This window comes from Aquimarina sp. 433 (assembly GCF_054054605.1).
Genome location: NZ_JBSWZK010000006.1, coordinates 227,424 through 250,988, shown reverse-complemented (window position 1 = coordinate 250,988; position 23,565 = coordinate 227,424). Strand labels below are relative to the sequence as shown.

The 23,565-nt window shown below is 33.2% G+C and carries 10 protein-coding genes; 8 read left to right on the top strand and 2 right to left on the bottom strand.

Annotation, left to right across the window (positions count from 1 at the left end; all coding sequences use genetic code 11):
- The first annotated feature begins 4 nt into the window (after nucleotides 1–4).
- From ACWNT5_RS14245 to ACWNT5_RS14235, 3 genes are all read left to right on the top strand, one after another.
- Nucleotides 5–2,326 (top strand): glycoside hydrolase family 3 N-terminal domain-containing protein, encoded by a 2,322-nt coding sequence (locus ACWNT5_RS14245; RefSeq protein WP_456517707.1) that lies wholly within the window; start codon nucleotides 5–7, stop codon nucleotides 2,324–2,326.
- A gap of 136 nt (nucleotides 2,327–2,462) precedes the next feature.
- Nucleotides 2,463–5,249: a LuxR C-terminal-related transcriptional regulator gene (locus ACWNT5_RS14240; RefSeq protein WP_456517706.1), complete on the top strand. Its 2,787-nt coding sequence runs from the start codon at nucleotides 2,463–2,465 to the stop codon at nucleotides 5,247–5,249.
- A 21-nt stretch (nucleotides 5,250–5,270) separates the two neighbouring features.
- The gene (locus tag ACWNT5_RS14235) at nucleotides 5,271–6,284 is read left to right on the top strand and encodes a LacI family DNA-binding transcriptional regulator (RefSeq protein WP_299605691.1); all 1,014 of its coding nucleotides are present in this window, start codon (nucleotides 5,271–5,273) and stop codon (nucleotides 6,282–6,284) included.
- Nucleotides 6,285–6,286: 2 nt separating this feature from the next.
- On the opposite strand, the gene ACWNT5_RS14230 is transcribed toward ACWNT5_RS14235, so the two are convergent.
- Both ACWNT5_RS14230 and ACWNT5_RS14225 read right to left on the bottom strand, forming a co-directional pair.
- A complete protein-coding gene (locus ACWNT5_RS14230; RefSeq protein WP_456517705.1) occupies nucleotides 6,287–8,335 on the bottom strand; it encodes a glycosyl hydrolase family 95 catalytic domain-containing protein in 2,049 nt (682 codons plus the stop codon).
- A 185-nt stretch (nucleotides 8,336–8,520) separates the two neighbouring features.
- The gene (locus tag ACWNT5_RS14225; protein ID WP_456517704.1) at nucleotides 8,521–9,552 is read right to left on the bottom strand and encodes a LacI family DNA-binding transcriptional regulator; all 1,032 of its coding nucleotides are present in this window, start codon (nucleotides 9,550–9,552) and stop codon (nucleotides 8,521–8,523) included.
- A gap of 692 nt (nucleotides 9,553–10,244) precedes the next feature.
- Between ACWNT5_RS14225 and ACWNT5_RS14220 the strand changes: the two genes are divergently transcribed.
- From ACWNT5_RS14220 to ACWNT5_RS14200, 5 genes are all read left to right on the top strand, one after another.
- Nucleotides 10,245–11,915 carry an alpha-glucosidase gene (locus ACWNT5_RS14220; protein WP_456517703.1) on the top strand — a complete coding sequence of 557 codons (1,671 nt, stop codon included), beginning with the start codon at nucleotides 10,245–10,247 and terminating at the stop codon, nucleotides 11,913–11,915.
- A gap of 281 nt (nucleotides 11,916–12,196) precedes the next feature.
- Nucleotides 12,197–15,289: a SusC/RagA family TonB-linked outer membrane protein gene (locus ACWNT5_RS14215; RefSeq protein ID WP_456517702.1), complete on the top strand. Its 3,093-nt coding sequence runs from the start codon at nucleotides 12,197–12,199 to the stop codon at nucleotides 15,287–15,289.
- A 12-nt stretch (nucleotides 15,290–15,301) separates the two neighbouring features.
- Nucleotides 15,302–16,840, top strand: coding sequence for a RagB/SusD family nutrient uptake outer membrane protein (locus ACWNT5_RS14210; RefSeq protein WP_456517701.1), 1,539 nt, complete (start codon nucleotides 15,302–15,304; stop codon nucleotides 16,838–16,840).
- A gap of 131 nt (nucleotides 16,841–16,971) precedes the next feature.
- A complete protein-coding gene (locus tag ACWNT5_RS14205) occupies nucleotides 16,972–20,244 on the top strand; it encodes a VCBS repeat-containing protein (RefSeq protein WP_456517700.1) in 3,273 nt (1,090 codons plus the stop codon).
- Nucleotide 20,245: 1 nt separating this feature from the next.
- Nucleotides 20,246–23,554 (top strand): VCBS repeat-containing protein, encoded by a 3,309-nt coding sequence (locus tag ACWNT5_RS14200; RefSeq protein WP_456517699.1) that lies wholly within the window; start codon nucleotides 20,246–20,248, stop codon nucleotides 23,552–23,554.
- Nucleotides 23,555–23,565 lie beyond the last annotated feature (11 nt).

The following is a 23,565-nucleotide window of genomic DNA, read 5'->3' as shown; positions in this document are numbered from 1 at the left end:
AATGATGCACAAATTATATATTATCGTATTCAGTCTTTTGGTATTAAGTTGTAACTCAAAATCAACCGAAGACAATGATAAAACAATAAAGGAAAAACCTTCTATGAATACAGAGATTGATAAAAAAGTTGCTTCACTGCTTTCCGAAATGACATTAGAGGAAAAAGTAGGGCAAATGACTCAAATTACTTTAGATGTAGTTACCAAAGGAGATAATCAGTATAGTTCTACTCAGCCTTATGAGTTGGATTCTGCCTTAGTGCGCAAGGCAATTCATACTTATAAAGTTGGTTCTATATTAAATACTCCAGGAGTTCCTTTATCCAGACAAGATTGGTATAAAACTATAAAGATATTTCAAGATGAGGCTGCGAAAACACCTAGGCAAATTCCTATTATATATGGTATAGATGCTATTCATGGTGTTAATTACACTACAGAAGCAACGTTATTTCCACAGCAGATCGCATTGGCTGCAACTTTTAATCGAGATTTGGTAAAAGAAGTTGCTAAGATTTCTGCTTATGAGACAAGAGCTTCGTCGATTCCTTGGAATTTTTCACCTGTTTTGGGATTAGGAAGAAATCCTTTATGGCCAAGGTTATGGGAAACTTTTGGTGAAGACATCTATTTAGGAAAGACCATGGGGGTGGCAATGGTAGAAGGTTATCAGGGAACACTTGGAGACCCTTATACTGTAGCTTCTTGTATGAAGCATTATTTAGGATATAGCGTTCCTTTGTCTGGTAAAGATAGAACACCTGCTTGGATTCCAGAAAGAGAATTAAGACAATATTTTTTACCAGCTTTTAAAGCAGCTGTAGATGCAGGGTCTGTAACCTTAATGATTAATTCGGGAGAAATAAATGGAGTTCCAGTACATGCTAGCAAATTCTTGTTAACGGATGTATTGAGAGGCGAACTTGGCTTCGAGGGTATTGCAGTAACGGATTGGGCAGATATTAATTATCTACATACAAGACATAAAGTTGCGGAAACAATTAAAGATGCAATCAAAATGTCTATAAACGCAGGTGTAGATATGAGTATGGTGCCTCATGATTTTGAGTTTGCTGAACTGTTGGTAGAGTTGGTGAAAGAGGGAAGTGTAGCAGAGGAAAGAATTAACAGTGCAGTCTCTAGAATATTAAAAGTAAAAATGCAATTGGGCTTATTTGAAAGCCCAGTCACGGATCCTAAAGATTATCCTGATTTTGGATCAGAAAAATTTGCTGCAGTAAGCAAAAAAGCAGCTTTAGAATCTTTTACATTGCTAAAAAATAAAGATGATGTACTGCCACTAGAAAAAGGAACAAAAATCTTAGTAACAGGTCCCACTGCCAATACCATGAGATCTCTAAATGGAGGATGGTCGTATAATTGGCAAGGAAGTGAAGCAGATAACTATGCTAAAGATAAAAATACAATTGCTGAAGCTATTGTAGGTTTAGGTAATGCTACATTTGTTCAGGGAGTTTCTTTTAAAGAAGACAATGGTATTGATAGTACTGTATTAAAAGAGGTTTCTTTCGAGGATCAAAAGAATATTGATGCCGCTGTAAAGGCTGCTCAACAAACTGATGTTATTTTATTATGTTTAGGTGAAAACTCCTATACAGAAACTCCAGGAAATATTAATTCTATTTTATTGCCAAAGGATCAAGTAGAACTAACAAAAGCATTGGCAAAAACAGGTAAGAAAATAGTGCTTGTGTTACTAGAAGGAAGACCAATCATCTTTAACGAGATAGAGCCTTTAGTAGATGCTGTATTTATGGGATATTTGCCAGGTAACCACGGAGCAGATGCTCTGGGAGATTTATTGTATGGGTTAGAAAGCCCTTCTGGAAGGTTGCCAATAAATTATCCAAAACATCCACATGCATTTGTAAACTATAATCACAAACACTCTGATAACATTTCCATTCCAAACTATTATGATTCGGACTATGATCAGCAATATGAGTTTGGTGATGGATTATCGTATACAACTTTTGAATATAGTAATCTATCCGTAAGTGCAGAAGAAATGAATGAAGATGGTTCTATTGACGTTTCAGTAACCGTTACAAACACTGGTAGTAGAGATGGAAAAGAAGCGGTGTTGCTTTTTATTAGTGATTTGTATGCCAGTATTACTCCTGAAGTGAGAGCTTTGAAAGGATATGAGAAAATTGCTTTAAGCAAAGGAGAGTCTAAAGAAGTTTCGTTTACAATCACTAAGGATGAGCTTTCTTTTGTAAATCAGGAGTTAAAGACTATTGCCGAGCCTGGAGATTTTGAGATTAGTATTGGAGATTTAAAGAAGAAAATTAAGCTTAAATAATATAAAAATTAATACCCATATTTTAAAATTAAAAAGTATAGGGTGCTTATTGATATCTTATAAACAAAGTGTAAATAAGGTATGTTAAGATTTTAATGGTATATTTGATAAGCCTACTTATGTAAAAACTCATCTCATGTATCGTCTTTTTATTACATTTTATTTTTTATCATTTTCGATTTTTTCACAATCCATAAAAAATAAAACACTTCCTAAGATAACCCATTATGACACCAAAAACATGGGGTTTAATGCGCAATCTTGGGATATTAAACAAGATGAAAATGGTTTAGTATATATTGCTAATGGGAATGAGATTTTAATTTTTGACGGCACTGATTGGACTTCAGTAGACACCAATCCAGAAATGGTAAATAGAAGTCTTTTTGTTAAGAATAAAGACACTATATATTTTGGGGCTGATGAGCATCATGGGATGTTGATTAAAAATGGATATGAGGATTATACAATTCAGCCATTAAGAAATAACAAAAAAGATGTAGCTGCGGACATTGAAGAGTATTGGAGAACACATTTTGTTAATAATGAGATCATTTTTCAAACCTTTAGAAATTTATATGTTAATCAAGGAAATATAATTACCAAAATTCCCGCTCCATATCGTTTTAAGTGGAGTTATAGTATCGACAATCAGATCTATGTAAATGATTTAAAGTATGGGGTTTTTAGGCTACAGGAAACCAATTTAATACCTGTAGTAAGCGATCCAGCTTTAAATGAAAACATAGTTGGTGTTACAAAAATTGATGATAATTTAATTATTATAACTGATACTAAAGGATTATATAAAGTAATAAATGATGAACTCATACCTATTACTTTTTCTGTGTCAGAAGAAGTTCAAAAAGCTCAGATCTTTTCTTTTCTTAAACTTAATGATGATAGAATAGCTCTTGGTACAGTTTCTAATGGATTATATTTATTAGATGTAGCCACTGGAGAATCTCATAATATTAATAAGAGAAATGGGCTCCAAAACAATACGATCCTATCCATTTATCAAGATTATGAGGAAAATCTTTGGTTGGCTTTGGATTATGGAGTAGATCATATAAAATTAAACTCTCCTCTTACCTATTATTATGATTATTTTGGAGAGTTGGGAACTACTTATGCGGTTGTAAATGATCAAAATCTTTCTTACTTAGGCACTAATCAAGGACTTTATGCAGGTAACACCACTTCTTCGGATTTTAATAAAGATTTTGAATTATTATTAAATGGTCAGGTTTGGAATATCGAAAAAGTTGATGATGATGTTTATGTTGGTCATGATAAAGGGGCTTATGCCGCAGAGGGTAAAGTCTTGACCAGAATGGGAGAAGATTTAGGGGCTTGGAATTTCAGGAAATATAAACTTTCAGAAGAAGAGGATGTTATTGTTTCTGGAAATTATAATGGTATATCGCTATATCAAAAGAGAGAAGGAGAATGGGAAGGATATAAATTAAGTGGTTTTGAAAAATCCGGTAGGTATTTAGAGGTAGATAAGGAAAATTACCTTTGGGTAGCACTGTATAGTGATGGTGTGTTCAAATTTGAGCTAGACTATGATGAAAAACAATTAAAGGATGTGGCTTTCTATCCTGTAAGTGATTTTGAAGGTGATAGAATAGCGCTTTCCATGGTAGATGACAAAATAGTAATAACTTCTAACTACCATACATACACATACTCTCATCAGAACAAAGATTTTATTAAAACGGAAATACAAGCAAATCTAGGATCTGCTCCCAGAATTTTTAAAAATGGAGGAGAAACTTGGTATGTAAGTAATGATAAGGTTGCAGTAAAAAATTCTGAAAATGCAATAGTGCTTCACGAATTAAAAGATCAATTGGTACCTGATGTTTTGAATGTTTTTCCTGTTGATTATTCAAATACTGTAATTCCTGTTTTTAATGGTTTTGCGATGTATTCCAAAAAGAATAATACGATTTCGGAAACTATTAAAAGTGATATCCTAATTAGAAATTTTGTTTCCGTAAATAGTGGAAATTCATACGTTGTTGGGGATAAAATTGCATTTTCTGATAATGATCTTAAGATTAACTACGCATTACCAATTTATGGACAAGCAATAGAGTACCAGACGAGCTTAAATGATAATGATTGGAGCCCTAAAACCACGAGTACAGAGCGAACGCTTTATAACCTGAAAGAAGGAAATTACACTTTTAAAGTAAGAGCAGAATACAATGGAGAATATCGATTAGGAACATTTAGTTTCAGTATAAAACCTCCAATATATAGAACACATTGGGCATATATGCTCTATTTGATTTTGTTTTTGATATTGATTATTTCAGTAAGAGGGATCAATAGGTATAAAATGAAAAAACAGGAAAGAATTTTATTGGAAGAAAAAGCAATGAAATTAAAAAAGCAGGAGGAAGAACATAGAGCGCAAAAATTAGAACAAGAACATAAAATCATCGAGCTTAATAATTCTAAATTACAGGATGAAATAAAAGCAAAAAGTAGAGAGCTGACTCAGATTGCCTACGTGAATTTGAATAAAAATAAAATTCTTAAAAAAATTAAGGATAAGATTGTAAAGGTTCAGGATGCTTCTGATCAAAAGTTGCCAACCAATAGTTACAATGAATTAGTGCGATTAGTGGACTATTATATTACAGATAAAGAAAGCAAGTTGTTCGAAATTAATTTTGATAAATCACATCAAGAATTTTACGAAAAGCTTTCGAATAATTATCCTAACCTAACTTCCAAGGATTTACGACTGTGTGCGTATCTGAAAATGAACCTTTCTTCTAAAGAAATAGCTCCTCTATTAGGAATAAGTTCACAAAGTGTAGATGTTAGCAGGCATAGATTAAGAAAAAAGCTTAATTTAGACTCCAAAGACAATTTGACTAATATTCTTATCAGTCTTAAATAAGGAATTTCTAATAGCACAGTCATGAGGAAAAAGGTTACCCTAAAACAGCTTGCAAAAGAGTTAAATCTATCTATTTCTACCGTTTCTAAGTCATTAAAGAATGATTCTGAGATAAGTCAGAAAACTATCAATAGAGTTCATGAGTTAGCTAACTTTTACAACTATAAACCTAATGCACTAGCCGTTAGTTTAAAAAGTAATAAAACTAATACCATAGGAGTGTTGTTACCCGAGATTCTTAATCATTTTTATGCTAAAGTACTTTATGGGATTGAGCAAGAAGCTTCTAAAGAAGGGTATAAAATTGTAACCTGTATTACTAACGAGTCGTATGAGAAAGAAGTAGAATATGTAGAAATGCTTAATTATAGTAGTGTAGATGGTTTTATTTTAGCTTTGAGTAAGGAAACTCAGATGCTTAATAAACTAGATCATCTTAAAGATTTGAAGCGTGATAATGTGCCACTTATGATGTTTGATCGCGTAAGTGCAGAAGTGGATTGTGATAAGGTTATTGTGGATGATAAGCATGCTTCCAAAACGGCTGTACAACACTTGATTAAAACAGGTTGTCGAAAAATTGCTATAATCTCTACCATTTTTGATCTAAGCGTTGGTAGATTAAGATTAGAAGGGGCTCATGAAGAAGTAGCTGATAATGAAGGGGTAACACTTGTTGAATTGCCTATAAATAATATTGAGTTAGAAGAGAAGGAGATTGAATCTTTTCTTAAAAATAATGAAATTGATGCTGTGCTCGGTTTGGATGAGACCGCAGCAGCAGTTGCAATAAATATGGCTAATAAGTTAGGATATAAAATTCCAGATGATATCTCTGTAATTGGATTTACCGATGGGATATTATCCAAGCACTCCTATCCTAAATTGACAACAGTCTCTCAGCATGCTGAAGATTTAGGAGCTAGGGCAGCAAGAATACTATTGGATAGGTTATTAAATACTTCCGAGGACAATTATAAAACAAGTACAGAAATCGTTAAAACCTCATTGATTCTTAGAGATTCAACGAATTAATTTTATTCCACTACATAAGTTTTTTTATCTATTCCCACTCCCGTTATCGTAAGTTTTTTCCAAGTTTTAGGTAATATTGGATTTTTTTGAATTATTCCATTGTCAGTAAGATATAAGCCGCCAAAACCGAAAATAACTGTTTGTAGCATTCCTCCTGCACCTGTGGCAAAATAGGGATTGTTACTTGTGGCAGCTTCTGCTAATGCTCCGAATGGAGGTCTTTTATTGGGTTCATAGCTTCGTTTGAAAAGCCTAAAAGCATTCTCTGCATCACCTAATCTGGCATAGATAACGGCAAACACACTCTGAGCCATAGCTGGGCCTTCTTCTGCGAGTTTAGGTTCGTAATATGTTAGGTCTTTTAAAATGGTTTCTTTATCAGTTATGATATCTAGAGGGTAAGATAACAGGTTAACATCTGCTTGCTTTATTCTATCTCCTGAGTATTTACTGTGTTCTTTTGTTGTTCCGTCTTTAAACTTATGAATGATTATTTTATCTGCAACATCATTCCATGTCTTGTTCGGTGTGATTCCAATTTCGGTTGCAGCTAAAGAAGCGTATCTTAGACAAGTGATGGCAGATCCATTAGTAAAAGCATTGTCATCTACATTAGGCGCAAACTCATTTGCTCCTACAACATTTTTGATGGAATAGGATCCGTCCGAATTTTTTGTGGATCTACTAACCCAATAATTTGCAACTTCCTTTAGAAGAGGATACCCTCTTTCTTGAAGCCATTTTTTATCTTTTGTAACTCGATAATAGTTCCAAAAAGCGATACCTATATCAGCTGTAATGTGATGTTCGAAAGTTCCTGTTAGCGCCCAAGCGGGAGTAGCTTCCTCTCCGGTGTCATCGCTTTCCCATGGAAACATAGCTCCTTTATATCCAAAATTGATTGCTTTCCTTTTTGCTACCTCGAGACGGTCTGATCGATAATTCACTAATGAACGAGCGATATCTTGATTAAGTACCAATAAAGGAGGATACATCCATAACTCCGTATCCCAAAAAATATGACCATTATAATTTTGAGAGCTTAATCCCATTGGAGCAATACTAAGATCCGAGTCTCCTCGAGAAAAAGCGTATAAATGATATAGGGCTAAGCGAACATCTAATTGAGATTGTAGATCGCCTTCTATAATGATATCACCTTTCCAAAGATCTGTCCATAAATTTGTGTGTTGATATAGAAGGTCTTTTCTAGGTGTTAATAAATTGAAAATTACGAAACGCTCGCTTTCACTTTGAGGATCAAAAAAGTCTTGTGTGGAACATTGGGCTGCGGTCCACGCAAACTTATAATTTTTTCCTTTAGACACTTTTTTTTCGAATGACAGTTGATTGTCGTATTCAGAAAGTTTGGTGTGTACTAATTCTGGACGTTGATTTTCTCTTGTAGAATTAATATCATGCCATATGAACGTAGCAGAAGTACCTACTGTATGTTTTCCTAGTCTGCTTTTTGCAACGGTTTGTAAGATGGGCATTGTGGTTTCTAAATCTCTAAGAACTCTAAAAGTGCTTAAAGGTTGCAGGTATTCTTCTGGTGTTTGTATTTTTCCAATAACTTTTAGATCAATATCCTTAGTTGCTGATACTTCAAAATCGATATAACCAGAATAGGGTACATTTCTAAGAGCGTATACGGTATAAGAAATTTCTGCAATAGAATTATAGGTAAAGGTTGTAGTAAAGCTAGCGTCTTTCATATTGAGCGTCTGTTTCCAGTTGCTAATATTTTCATTGGTTAACTTTATGTTGTCTATATAGAGGTCAAGATTTCCAAAATTCATTCCCAGAAGAATTCTGCTAACACCAAGTGGTGACTCCTTGTCATATACATTATTCAGAATTATTTTGTCTGTTTCAAATATTTTAGAAGACGGTAGTATTCCGATTCTTCCGTTTGCGGATACAATTCCTGTGTAATTTTTATTATCAGTAGTGGAAATTGTCCATCCATCATTTTGCGCTGCGATAGATATAGTCATAAAAAAGCACACGAATTGAGTAAGAAAAGCCTTTGAATTCTTTAGTGTCATAATTAAGATATTTTGTGAAATAAGAATCTAGTGATCTTAAAATAAATAGAATACACAATTTACTAAACAAATTTTGAAAAGTGAAATTGAACTAATTAGCATGGCAATACAAGCGTTTGTATTATCATTTTTTAGTCAGAATCGTGAATTTGATTAAAATTATGTAATTTTCTAATGAATGTGCTTTAAGTACTTTCTCGCTGCGTAAGTTTAGTTTCCAGTTTAACAACTGTTTTTTTATGAAGGATGTCCTCAGGTTCATTTAATTGCTTGATAAGGAGTTCAGCAGCCTTTTGGCCCATTTCGAAACTTGGTTGTGATACGCAGGTTAGGGTTGGAACAAAGACTTCTCCAAGTCCCAAATCTCCAAAGCCGATTACTGCGACTTCCTCAGGTATTTTTTTTTCAGTCTTTAATAGTGTTTTCATTGCTAACAATCCATAATTGTCAGTGCACGTAAAAACTGCATCTGGAGAGGTGGTAAGATGTTTAAAAAAATCTAGTATTTCTCTATCCTCAAACTCTCTGTCCAAGGAGTTACAATGTAAGACTAATTCTTCATGGAAAGGGATCTTGTATTTGTTAAGAGCCGACTTGTATCCTGTAAACCGATCTTGAAATACTTTTTTTTGTTTTATTCCTCCTATAAATGCTATTTTTTTTCTTCCTTTTTTGATAAGAAACTCTACAGCATCAAAAGACGATTTTATATCATCAATCATTACATGGTCCGCTCCAGAGACTTCTTCTCTAATATTGTCAAATAATACCATGGGCATACCTTTACTTGTAAGATCGTTTAAATGGGCAACATTTTCTGTCTCATGTGTAGGGGATAAAATGATTCCATCAACCAAACCTCTTTCGAATGAGATAAGGTTTTCTTTTTCGAATTGATACGAGTTTCTCGAGGAACTGATTAGAATTTTATAATTATGATTTCTAGCATATTGATCTATTCCTCTACATACTTCGATAAAAAAAGGTTCGTCATATCTAGGTATAAGTACTCCTATGATGTTGGTTTTTCCAGAGCTCAAACTTTTAGCAATCTGATTGGGCATATATCCCATTTCTTCGGCAGTTTTAAATACTTTCTCTTGAGTACTCTTTTTAACTCTGGGGTTTTTATCCAACGCTCTTGATACTGTCGCAATAGAAATATTTAGTTTTCTTGCGATATCTTCAAGTTTAACCCTTCTTTTTTTAAAAACCATCAAATTAAGTATTAAAAAATTATCAATAAAATTTTAATTTTGCTAAAAATATAATAATACAAACGTTTGTATTATTATTTGTTCTTGATTTACTTTCTAAGGAGATTATTTGTTATGTATTTTGTGTAAACGTAAAAAAAGCGCGCTAAACTAACGTAAAGTAAAGTATTATAAAACGCTCATTTTACACAACCTTCCCCAAAATAAATAGTCAAATTTTGTATTTGTACTACCTACGCTAATTTATGATAAATAAAATTAAAGCATATGTTTCTTAGAGAAATTGAAAATGGGTTTGATAAGAAGTTTATTGTTTGTTTTTTCTTAATTGTATAGAAATTTATGAAGTACTTGTCTATATAAAATCTATACTTAATCGATTGAATTCTTTATTTATTATTGAATTCTTTATTTTAAAATTATTGATTAAGTAACTGATAAATAGATTGTTGTGATAATTTTAAGGTTGTTATATCGACATTGTATAGGTAATGTAAAGATTTGTGTTTTTGAAATTCTATATAAATAATATTGTAGTTTTGGTAATCAAACGATGTAATAAATAGTAATACCAGATTTTTTTAACTATTTTTTTGTTAAATCGATTATTAGGTGTGTTTTTGAAGGATTTCAATGCCAAAACGAACAAGACTAGTAAAATGAAATTATTTAAAAACATAATACAGATTTAAGTGAAACTAACTTGGTTTAAAAAAGGTACGATCTATCAGATATACCCTCGTAGTTTTAATGATAGTAATAATGATGGAGTTGGTGATCTAAGGGGTATCATAGAGAAACTAGATTATATTCAAAGTTTGAATGTTGATATTGTTTGGTTAAGTCCAATTTTTTGTTCACCAAATGATGATAATGGATATGATATTAGTGATTATCGTGGGGTTATGCCTGAATTTGGAACCATGGAAGACTTCGATGAGTTATTAAAAGGAATTCATGATAGAGGTATGAGATTAATATTGGACTTGGTTGCGAATCATTGTTCTGATGAACATATGTGGTTTGAGGAAGCTAAAAAGTCTAAGGATAATCCATACAGAGATTATTTTCATTGGCATAAGTCTTCAGATGATGGAGGTCCTCCGAATAACTGGAAGTCATTCTTTGGAGGAAGTGCATGGGAATTGGACGATGCTTCTGGAGAATATTATCTCCACTTATTTACAAAGAAGCAACCTGATTTAAATTGGGAAAATCCTAAGGTAAGAGAGGAGATTTACGATGCCATGAGGTTTTGGTTGGATAAAGGAGTGGATGGCTTTAGAATGGACGTGATTCCATTAATATCTAAACCAGAAGGGTATCCAGATGCTCCAGAAGTCGGTTTTAGGAAAATTATAGAAGATGTATATGCCAATGGACCAACCGTTCATAAATATCTGAATGAAATGAATGAGAAGGTGATTAGTAAGTACGATGCGTTTTCATTAGCCGAAGGAGTTGGTATTAATGAAACTAAAGCTGGTTTGTATGTAAACACAGACAGAAAGGAATTGGACATGTTGTATCATTTTGATATTCTTGAATGTACAATTGTAAACGGGAAATTTGAAGAAGTTTCTCCTTTTGATCTAGTGCAAATAAAAAGAATTTTTAAAAAATGGAGAGATGCAGTGCATAACACTGGGTGGATTGCAAACGCTATGGGAAATCACGATTTCGCTAGAATGGTATCAAGATTTGGAAATGATAAAGAATATCATTCGGAGTCTGCTAAAATGTTAATTACAATGTTAGCTACCCAAAATGGAACTTTAAATATTTATCAAGGAGATGAAATAGGTATGACTAATATAACCTTAGAAACCATAGAAGAAGTCAAAGATGTTCAGTCATTGAATTTTTATGAAGAAAGTTTAGTTAATTCTAAATTTTCTAAGGAAGTGGCTTTGGAAATGATCAATAAAGAAGGTAGAGATAATGCTAGAACTCCTGTGCAATGGAATGATGAGATTAATGGAGGGTTTTCAATAGTTGATCCGTGGTTAAAAGCTAATCCAAATAGTGATGTTATTAATGTTAAGCATCAAGAAAATGACCCTAATTCTATTCTGAATTTTTATAGATCCTTGCTCAAAATAAGAAAACAGCATGATGTATTTGTTTTTGGAGAATTCGAGGAAATAGAATTTAATAGCCCTAATCTATATATCTACAAAAAGACCTTGGAAAATAGGTCAATTATTGTTGCTCTCAATTTTACTGAATCAGATCAAGTTTTTAAAACTTCTGGTGTAGTGAATGAGTACAAAGTTTTGATAAATAATTATGCAGATCTGCATAGTAAAGAAAATGACTTAATCCTTAGACCTTATCAAGGATTAGTTTTAGATATAGATTAATATAATTTTAAAACAAATATGAATAAAGTAGAAAGTGAAATTAGTTTTTGTTTGTTAGCGAAGGAGTTTATCTGATAGCAACTTCTTCATAAGAGGTAACATTAGGGGCGTTTTAAAATTGTAACTTTTATTTAAATATTAATTTCTAGTTACTATGTCGATTGTTCTAGTAAGACTAAGACGCCCCTGTTACTTAAAATATTGAATAAAACTAATTTTTTTAACGATAAAAGTAGTAATAATTAACAACTAAATATTTAAATTTAATCAAACTCTAAATTATGAAAAGTATGATACTTAAAAAACTCATGTTTCTTTTAGTATTTATCTCAGGGAATATGATGTTTGCACAAATCACGGTTACGGGGGTGATTTCGGATGCAAATGGTCCAGTTCCAGGGGTAAATGTCCTTGTTAGGGGGACTTCAAATGGGGCAGTTTCTGATTTTGATGGGAACTATACCTTAAGTAATGTGGCAGAAGACGCTACATTAATTTTTAGTTACGTAGGATTTCAAACTAAAGCGGTGGAAGTTAGTGGTCGTACAACCATTAATGTAACCATGGAGGAAAATGCTGCAGAACTAGAAGCGGTTGTGGTTATTGGTTATGGAACACAGTCTATAAAAGATGCCACGGGTTCCGTTGCAGTAGTAACTTCTGAAGATTTTAACTCAGGTTCTATTGCATCACCAGAGCAGCTTATTCAAGGTAAAACAGCAGGGGTTCAAATTACACAAGCGAGTGGGGAGCCAGGAGCAGGCGTAGCATTAAGAATTAGAGGTACAACTTCTGTTCGATCTAACAATAACCCTTTATTTGTAGTTGATGGAGTTCCATTGGCTGGAGACGATACTGCCGCTGGAGGTAGTGATTTAGGGATTGGAACTAGTTCTGCAAGAAACCCGCTTAATTTCTTAAACCCTAATGATATAGAAAGTGTAAGTATTCTTAAGGATGCATCCGCAACTGCAATATATGGATCAAGAGGTGCGAATGGAGTTGTAATCATAACCACTAAGGCAGGTAGAGGGGCGCCAAAAGGTGTTTTTGAATATACTTCTACTCTAAGTATCGCTAGACCTGCTCAAGAATTTGATTTGCTGAATAGAGAACAATATTTAGATGCTATTGATCAGTTCGGTGGAGATCGTGCTGCACAGGATTTTGGAGCTAACACGGATTGGCAAGATGTAATTACTAGACAAGCTGAATCTACTAATAATACATTGTCGTATTCACGTAATTATCAAACTGGTAATGTAAGAGCTTCTTTTGGATATGGAAAGCAGTTTGGTGTTGTTAAGAAAAGTTCTTTAGAAAGGATTACTGGAAGAATTAATGCTTCCCATAGATTTTTTAACAATAAATTAAAATTAAATCTTCAAGGGACACTATCAAGAGTAAATGATGAAGCGCCACCAATTACAAATAATGCAGGTTTCCAAGGAGATTTGTTAGGAGCTGCGTACTCTGCAAATCCAACATGGCCTGCTTCAGCAGGGTTTGAGCCAGGTGGTTCTAATATTAACCCTTTAGCATTATTGACTTTTAGTCAGAATGAAACAAAAACAAATAGATATTTAGTTAACCTTTCTGCAGAGTATGCGATTACTTCTGAGTTAAGTGCTAAGGTAAGTGTAGGATATGATAATTCAGAGTCTACTGCTATAAATGTTTTATCAGGAAATATAACTGGTTTTAATAATGGAGCTCCTGAAAATGGTAGAGGAACTTTAAATGATATCGAAGTAGAGAATAGACTTTTAGATATAACTTTGAATTATGAGAAAGAATTTGGAAATTCTAAATTATCCGCTTTAGCAGGTTTTTCTTATCAAGATTTTGGAAGAAAAGGAAGAAGTGTACAAGGTTTTGGCTTTGGAACAACAGATTTGGATCAAATGGGAGAAAATCTTGAAATCTCTGCAGATCTGATCGAAAGTGTTATTGAAGGTTCTTTCCAGCAGTATGGTGTGGCACCTAATGGTTCATTCGTAAATAGACTTTTCCCTGATATCGTTCAAGGTGAGGCTTTGGTTGCACCAACAACACCAGTTTCTTCAGTATTAGGTGATACATTCGATTTTACAGATGAGTTACAATCCTTTTTTGTAAGAGGTATCTATTCGATAGCAGATAAGTATATTTTAACTGCAACAGTTAGAGCTGATGGGTCTTCAAGATTTGGACCTAACAATCAATATGGATATTTTCCATCTGCAGCATTCGCTTGGAAGTTAGATCAGGAAGATTTTATTGGTGATTCATTCTCTACACTGAAATTAAGACTTGGATACGGTATTACTGGAAATCAAGATGGACTTGGTTTCGGTAACTTTACAATCAGACGTAGATTTAGCCCAGGTGGAATCGCTCAAGATGGTGTGATAAATGCACCGGGAACTAGTCAGGTATCTTTTGTTAATGATGATCTTAAATGGGAGGAAACAAGTCAAGCCAATGTAGGTGTTGATTTTGGATTCTTTGGAGATCGTTTAACAGGTACTATAGATTTTTATCATAAGGATACCAAAGACTTATTATTAAGTGCAGCAAATGCTCAACCAACACCACAACCTTTTAACTTTACTAATATAGATGGTAATGTAATCAACCAAGGGGTAGAATTTGCAATCAATTATGATATTATCCAGCAAGAAGACGTAAATTGGAATTTTGGATTTAATATCGCTTATAATAAAAATGAGCTTCAGAACTTTGACGGTCAGATCCAATCTGGTCAGATCAGTGGACAAGGATTAACAGGTGCGTTTGCGCAATTATTAGCTGAAGATCAGCCACTATTTTCTTATTTCTTAAGAGAATTTGCTGGGTTTGATGCAGATGGTCAATCAATTTATCCTAACGGGGATGTTCAAGAGTTTGTTGGTAAAAGCGCCTTGCCTGATTTCAATGTTGGTATTACCACAAGTTTCAACTATAAAAACTGGGATGCTTCTATGAACTTTGCAGGTCAATTTGGTCATTACATATATAATAACACCGCAAATGCATTTTTCACTGCAGGAAGTATTAACGGTGGAAGAAACGTTACTGTAGATGTTTTAACAAATGGAGAAGCTTCTTCCAACGCTCCTGATGTATCTACTCGTTTCTTAGAAAAAGGAGATTTCTTAAGATTACAAAATGCTTCTATTGGATATAATTTCCCATTATCAGGAGAAGGACTTTTCAAAAGCCTTAGACTTTTTGCAAACGGGCAGAACTTATTTGTAATAACTGATTATAGTGGTTTAGATCCAGAAGTAAATGTAAGTGCTCCGTTAAATGGTATACCAACTGCGGGAATTGATTATACAGCCTTTCCAAGACCGAGAACCTATACATTTGGTTTAAATGCAACTTTTTAAAAAATTAAGATTATGAAAGAAAAGAAATTTAAAATTGGATTATCGGCATTATTCTCAATAATGCTATTAGTCTCCTGTACTGATTTGGAGATAGAGCCCACTGATTCGGTGATCGAAAATCTAACCGGTGAATTTTCTGGAGTTGGAGATGTAGATGCCGCGATTACTAATGTTTACAATTCTATATATGGACAATTAGGAAATCAAGCAGATTTATACGCATTGAATGAGGTTACTTCAGATGAGTTATTAGTACCTACAAGAGGAACTGACTGGGGTGATAATGGATTGTGGAGAAATTTACACGAGCATACATGGAGTGCGATCCACCCATTTGTATTGAATAATTGGAATAACATGAATACCAACGTTTTCAATACAACTGAAATTATTGATTCAAGAAGTGGTGCTGATGCGGCGCAGCTTGCACAAGCCAAGTTTTTAAGAGCATTCAGTATGTTCTGGATTATGGATATGTATGGTCAAGTACCATTTAGAGAGCCAGATGAAGGTCCAGAAGTTGATCCTAGAGTGTTTACAAGAGCAGAAGCATTAGATTTTGTACTTACGGATTTAAATGAAGCTATTCCTGATTTACCAGTGATAGGGCCAAGTGCTTCCACAAATAGAGCTTCTAGAGCAGCAGGGAATTATTTATTAGCAAAGGTGTTATTAAATAAACATATTTATAATGGATCAGGTACACCCGATGCAGCAGATATGACCGCTGTGGTGAATGCGGTAGATGCTATCGCAGCTGATGGTTTTGCGTTACAAGCAGGTTATTTTGATATCTTTAAACAAGACGTAGATAACGAAACTATTTGGTTTGCAGAAACAGGTGTAGGTAATAGAATTTGGAATGGATTGCATTATAACCAAAACGCCGAAGGTAATGGTGGAGGTGGATGGAATGGTTTCTCTACGCTTGCTGAGTTTTATGATCTTTTTGAAGGAGATCCAAATATTAATATTCCAGGAAGTGGTCAAGAAGAAAGAAGAGGTTTCGTTCCAACAGATGGTTCTTTCCAAGGTATTGGTTTTGGTTTCTTAGTAGGACAGCAGTATGATGAGAATGGTGATCCATTAACAGATAGACCAGGACAACCGCTTAATTTTACTAGAGATTTTGCTGGTTTACTTGGGAATGATGAGAATAGAGGTATTAGAACGATTAAATATCACCCTGATAATGGTGCTTTTACGAACCATGAGATTGTATTTAGATATGCAGATGCTCACTTAATGAAAGCGGAAGCAATATTTAGAGGTGGTTCTTCTGGTGATGATGCGCTAGCAATGGTAAATGAACTAAGATCTATTCGAAATACTACTAATAGTTTAGGTTCATTAACAGAACAAGACATTCTAGACGAGAGAGGAAGAGAGTTGTATAAAGAATTCTGGAGACGTAATGACCAAATTCGTTTTGGTAAGTTTACCGAAGCTTGGGGATTAAAAAGTAATACTGAAGACTTTAGAGTATTATTCCCGATTCCTGCAGGTGCACTTATTTCTAATCCTAATTTAACACAAAATCCTGGTTACTAACATATTAAATTGCTAAGATTTGTTAGAGTAGAGCCCTTCATTCCTTGAAGGGCTCTACTAATTCATATTTTTCGCTTATCTAATAATAATTGATTCATTACACAAGAAATATAATACTTAGCCTGCTTTTTATGAATCTTTTGATTTCTTGTAAAAAGGATAAAAGAGAAACATATCTTTTTGAACTGATTTCAAAAGAAGAAACGGGTATTACTTTCCAAAATAAGTTAAAAAAATCACCAGACCTTAATATTCTTAGATACCTTTATTTTTATAATGGGGCTGGAGTAGCAGCAGGTGATTTTAACAATGATGGTTGGGAAGACCTATATTTTGTATCCAATCAAGAAGAAAATCACCTATATCTGAATCAAAAACATTTTCAATTCAAAAAAATTAACTCAGAAGTTTTAGCCGATAAAGAAGGTTGGTCCACAGGTGTTACTGTAGTAGATATCAATAATGATGGTTTACAGGATATTTATGTATGTAAAGTTGGTAATTACAGAGGTATATTTGGAAAAAACAGGTTGTTTATAAATCAAGGATTAGATAAAGATAGTGTTCCTTTTTTTAAAGATGAAGCGTCAAAATATAAGCTTGATATTTCAAGCTTTTCTACACAAGTTAGTTTTTTTGATTATGATCTAGATGGTGATTTAGATATGTATCTTTTAAATCATTCGGTACACCCTAATCGTGCTTACGGTAGAGGCTCTAAAAGAAAGCAAGTTGATTCTTTGTCGGGAGATAGGTTGTATAGAAATGATGATGGGACATATCATGATGTTTCTGCTGAAGCAGGAATTTTTCAGGGATCTATAGGATACGGTTTAGGTATAATTACAGATGATATTAATAATGATGGCTATCCTGATATTTATGTTGGTAATGATTTTTTTGAAAATGATTACTTATATATTAATCAAAAGAATGGGACATTTAAAGAAGTAATTAATTCGGAACACAATATCATTCAGCATACTTCACATTTTTCTATGGGAACGGATATTGCAGACGTTAACAATGATGGTTTGTTTGATATTTTATCTTTAGATATGTTGCCTGAAGATTTAGCCACCTATAAGTCATCTGGTACTGAATATGGCTTTACAGTCTATAATCAATATCTTAAAAACGGATATCAACCTCAGTATATGCAAAATGCATTACAACTTAATAGAGGAGAGAATACTTTTAGTGAGATAGCCTTTTTTTCTGGTATTGCTGCAACTGAATGGAGTTGGTCACCCTTAATGGTAGATTTAAATAATGATGGTTATAAAGACATTTTTATCTCTAATGGTATCAAAGGAGCGACTAATGATATGGATTTTATTAGTTTTATCGCTAATGAAAATATTCAAAGGCGCATTGAAGAAGGGATGACAAAGGAAGATTTAGCATTAATCGATGAGTTACCCAGTAAAAAAACAACTAATCATTTTTATAGTAATAATAGTGATTTAACTTTTAAAAACGTTTCCGCTGACTGGTCAGAAAATATACCCTCGTATAGTAACGGAGCTGTTTTTGCAGATTTAGATAATGATGGAGATCTGGATATTGTAACTAACAATATAGATGATGTTGCTTTCGTTTATGAAAACCATTCGGATGAATTGACAAAACACAATTATGTCAAACTAAAATTAAAAGGCATAGGGCAGAATTTACATGCCATCGGAGCCAAAGCTACACTGTTTATAAACAATGAATTACAAGTAGCGAGTATAAACCCAACAAGAGGTTATTTATCGTCTGTTTCTAGCATATTACATTTTGGAATAGAGAATCATACCAAGGTTGATTCCATTCAGATTAGATGGCCTAACGGGAATTTATCAGTACACAAGAATATAAAGATAAACGCTGTCAACTACTTGCTTCAAGATCAATCATTAGATTCTGTTGTACTTGATGATAGAGATTCCAAAATTTTCGCGAAAAGTGAATCCTTAATTAAGTTTAAACATCAGGATTATGAAACTAAAGATTTTAGCGTTGAGCCTCTGGCACCCTATGCTATATCTAATGAAGGTCCTCATGTATCAGTTGTAGATGTAAATAATGATCAGTTAGATGATATTTTTATTCCTGGAGGTAAGTTTAGATCCGGTTCACTATTTCTTCAGAATGCGTTAGGAGAATTTAATAAATCAAAGCAAGAAGATGTTGAGTTATATAAAAAGTATGAAGATGTAAGTCAACACTTTTTTGATGCAGATGCAGATGGAGATTTAGACCTTATTACAGTATACGCAGGAAATGAAAATTACGAAGGATATGAGTCGGGTCCTATATTGTTTTTAAACGATAAAGGGAAATTTAAGGTAAGTCAGAGCTCTTTTCAAAATATAAAAATAAACGCCTCTGTTGTTATAACTGCTGATATTGATAAAGATGGTGATAAAGATATTTTTATAGGAAGCAATAGTATTCCTGGACATTACGGTAAGATACCAAAGAACTACTTATTTTTAAATGATGGTAAAGGTAATTTTATAGATCATACATTAGAATTATCTAAGGATTTAGAGACCATCGGGCAAATTTATGATGCTAAATTTGTTGATATCAACCAGGATGATTATCAAGATTTGATTGTTGTAGGTCACTACATGCCAATTTCCATTTTCATGAATGATAAAGAAGGAAACTTAGTAAAGGATGAAAATCAGTCATTACAAAAAACAAATGGTTGGTGGAATTGTATTGCAATAGAAGATATGGATAATGATGGTGATATGGATATTATAGCTGGTAATTGGGGGTTAAATAGTAGATTAAAAGCATCAGAAAATGAACCTTTACAACTTTACTTAGCTGATTTCGATGATAATCAAAAAATAGATCCTATTGTTACTTATTTTTATCAAGGTAAGGAGACTCCAATTGCCACTAAAGATGAGCTTACGAAACAAATTCCTCAGTTAAACAAGAGGTTTTTGTCATATCATGCTTTTGCAGAAGCTAAGTTTGAAGATTATTTTTCGAAAGAGAAAATTGAAACTGCTCAAAAGAAACAAGTTTTTACATTGAAAACCACTTATTTTGAAAACAAAGGAAACCTTAACTTTTCGGCAAAAGAGCTTCCTTGGGAAACCCAAATTTCTTCAGTTCATGATATCTTAGTAAAAGACATCAATAATGACCAGTATCCAGATATATTTCTTGGAGGGAATAGCTATGAGATCAGTACACAATTGAGTAGATTAGATGGCTCTTATGGTACCATTTTAATCAATAATAAAAAAGGAGGTTTTGATAGCGTTAAAAATTCAGGTTTGAAGATTGATGGAGCTGTACGATCGATTAAATCAATCCAAATAAAAGGTGAGGAATATGTTTTATTTGGAATTAATAATGATAGTATTCAACTTGTAAAAAAGACATATAAGTAACATGAATAAACTTTTATATAGTACACTTCTTATAGTTCTTCTTTTTTCCTGTAAAGAAAATCTGGAGAAGGAAAATATTATTGCAAAAAAAGAAACCTTATTTAATAAACTTACTCCACAGAAAACGAATATTCATTTTATTAATGAAGTAGATAATGAGAAAAACCTGAACATTTTTACTTATAGGAATTTTTATAATGGCGGAGGAGTCGCGATTGGGGATATTAATAATGATGGCTTACCCGATATCTACCTTACAGCAAATAAACAAGAAAACAAACTGTATTTAAACAAAGGTGATTTTGTTTTTGAAGATATTTCAAAATCATCAAAAACAATGGGAAAAAATGCTTGGTCTACAGGAGTAGTGATGGTAGATATTAATGCGGATGGTTTGTTGGATATTTATGTTTGTAATGCAGGAAATGTAGAAGGTGATGATCAAAAGAATGAGCTTTTTATTAATAATGGTGATTTAACGTTTACAGAAAGAGCAGAAGATTATAACCTTGCCGATAGTGGTTTTACTACGCATGCAGCTTTTTTTGATTATGATAAGGATGGAGACTTAGATGTGTATATTCTTAATAACAGCTTTATTCCTGTAAGTAGTTTAGGGTATGTAAATAAAAGAAATTTAAGAGCAAAAGACTGGGATATTCCGGAAATTCTAAAGGGAGGAGGAGACAAGCTATTAAGAAATGATGATGGAATGTTTACAGATGTGAGTGAAGAAGCTGGGATATTAGGTAGTCTTATTGGGTTTGGATTAGGGGTTACTATAGGAGATGTTAATGAAGATCTTCTTCCTGATATTTATGTGTCTAATGATTTCTATGAAAGAGATTATCTATACATAAATCAAGGAAATGGAACTTTTAATGAAGAAATTAAAGATTGGGTAAAACATCTTAGTCTTTCCTCGATGGGAGCGGATATGGCGGATATTAACAACGATGGGCGTCCTGAAATTTTTGTGACCGATATGCTTCCGGAAGATGATAAACGATTAAAAGAAACAAGTTCTTTTGAGAGTTATGATGTGTATAAATTGAAGAAAAGTAGGGACTTCTATAATCAATATATGCAGAATTCTCTTCAGCTCAATAATGGAGATAATACTTTTTCTGAAATAGCTTTTTACAGCGGTGTTGCTAAAACAGATTGGAGTTGGGGAGCTTTGTTGTTTGATATGGATAATGACGGTTATCGAGATATCTATGTAAGCAACGGGATTTACCATGATCTTACAGATCAAGATTTTATGAACTTTTTTGCGAATGATATCATACAAAAGATGACATTGACAGGTAAAAAAGAGGAAGTGGACTCTATCATTAATAAAATGCCCTCTACGCCAATACCTAATTATTCGTTTAAAAACAATGGAGATTTAAGTTTTACAGATGTTACAGAAAAATGGGGTTTTGATGAACCAACTTTTTCTAATGGTTCAGCCTATGGAGATTTGGATAATGACGGGGATTTAGATCTGGTAGTTAATAATCTAAATATGCCAGTCGGAATCTATGAAAATAATAGTCAGCAAAAAGGGAATAACTATTTGAAAATTAAAGTCTCTGGAAGTGAGAAAAACACCTTTGCTATTGGAAGTGTTGTAGAGGCGTATTTCAATAATCAGGTAATTAGGCAAGAGCTAATACCTACTCGAGGTTTTCAATCTTCGATAGACTATATAATGACCATTGGAATTGGAGAGAGTGATAAAATAGATTCACTACGAGTTATTTATCCAGATGGGAAATCACAATTATTGGATCAAGTAGCTCTGAATAAACAAATAAACCTAAATTATAAGGATGCCGATCAGCAATTTCAATATGTTTCTAAAAAAGAAAATCCTTATTTTGTCGAAATATCGCATAGTCTTAATGCGCATAAAGAAGATCCATATGTAGATTTTGATTATGAAGGGTTGATCTATAAGATGCAATCTAGAGAAGGCCCTGCTTTAGCCATTGCAGATGTAAATAATGATGGGAATGATGATGTGTTTATTGGAGGAGCCTATGGTCAAAAAGGAAAGTTGTATACTCAAAACACTTCTGGAAAACTAAAAGAAACTCAATTTGAAACCGAGGAGTTTTTTGAGGATGTTACAGCTATTTTTGAAGATATTGACGGAGATAAAGATTTGGATTTGGTGATAGGATCAGGAGGTAATTTTAAAGGAGCTAGAACTGGAGTTAGAAGTTATATAAATGATGGGAACGGAAATTTCTCTAGAGGTAATGTGATTAAGCCTACAAATACTAACATTTCTGTTTTAAAAGCGTATGATTACGATCAGGATGGAGATATAGATATTTTTGTTGGAAGTCATAGTGTTATCGGAGTATATGGTGTTTCCCCGGAAAGTTACCTTTTAGAAAATGATGGAAACGGAAACTTTGTAGATATCACAAGTGCAAAAGCGGCTGACATCAAAACTATTGGAATGATTACAGATGCAAGTTGGCAGGATGTCAATAAAGATGGTAAAAAAGATTTGGTTTTAGTAGGTGAATGGATGTCTCCTAAGATACTGATAAATGATGGTCAGAATTTAACCGTAGCTGCTACTGATTTAGATAAAATTTCGGGTTGGTTTAATACTGTTGAAGCAACAGATATAGATAAGGATGGGGATATCGATCTTGTATTAGGAAATAGAGGTTTAAATTCTATTTACCAAAGTGATGAAGAAAATCCAACTAAGATGTATATCAATGACTTTGATAATAATGGAACAGTAGAACAAATTGTTACCCAAACAATCAATGGTAAGGATATTCCGATTCATCTAAAAAAGGAGATTACAGGACAAATAAATGTATTGAAAAAGCAAAACCTGAAGTTTTCAGAATACGCGACTAAAGCTATTGATGAACTTTTTTCAAAAGAGATTTTAGAAAGTTCGACAGTAAAAATTGTAAACAATTTTTCAAGTTTGATCGCTTATAACGAGGGAGATTTGTCTTTTAAAATCAAAGAATTACCAAGAGAAGTACAATTATCCTGTGTCTGTGATATAGAAACAGAGGATATTAATAATGATGGTTTTTTAGATCTTATTTTAGCAGGTAATAATTACAATTTTAAACCTCAGTTTTCAAGATTAGATGCAAGTCGGGGTAATGTTTTATTTGGAAACAAAAATGGAAGTTTTACCAATCAACAAAATACTGGATTTTTGGTAGAGGATGAGGTAAGAGCGATGCGATGGATGAAAAATAAATCTGGAGAAAAGTATCTACTAGTTGGGGTTAATAACCAAATGCCAAAGCTTTTTAAAATAAACACAAAATAAGTTCTAGATTC

Bases quoted from the DNA above. Each gene is read 5' to 3' on its own strand.
- ACWNT5_RS14205 (WP_456517700.1), top strand. From the start codon at position 16,972: ATGAATCTTTTGATTTCTTGTAAAAAGGATAAAAGAGAAACATATCTT.
- ACWNT5_RS14215 (WP_456517702.1), top strand. From the start codon at position 12,197: ATGAAAAGTATGATACTTAAAAAACTCATGTTTCTTTTAGTATTTATC.
- ACWNT5_RS14200 (WP_456517699.1), top strand. From the start codon at position 20,246: ATGAATAAACTTTTATATAGTACACTTCTTATAGTTCTTCTTTTTTCC.
- ACWNT5_RS14235 (WP_299605691.1), top strand. From the start codon at position 5,271: ATGAGGAAAAAGGTTACCCTAAAACAGCTTGCAAAAGAGTTAAATCTA.
- ACWNT5_RS14225 (WP_456517704.1), bottom strand. From the start codon at position 9,552: ATGGTTTTTAAAAAAAGAAGGGTTAAACTTGAAGATATCGCAAGAAAA.
- ACWNT5_RS14245 (WP_456517707.1), top strand. From the start codon at position 5: ATGCACAAATTATATATTATCGTATTCAGTCTTTTGGTATTAAGTTGT.
- ACWNT5_RS14230 (WP_456517705.1), bottom strand. From the start codon at position 8,335: ATGACACTAAAGAATTCAAAGGCTTTTCTTACTCAATTCGTGTGCTTT.
- ACWNT5_RS14210 (WP_456517701.1), top strand. From the start codon at position 15,302: ATGAAAGAAAAGAAATTTAAAATTGGATTATCGGCATTATTCTCAATA.
- ACWNT5_RS14240 (WP_456517706.1), top strand. From the start codon at position 2,463: ATGTATCGTCTTTTTATTACATTTTATTTTTTATCATTTTCGATTTTT.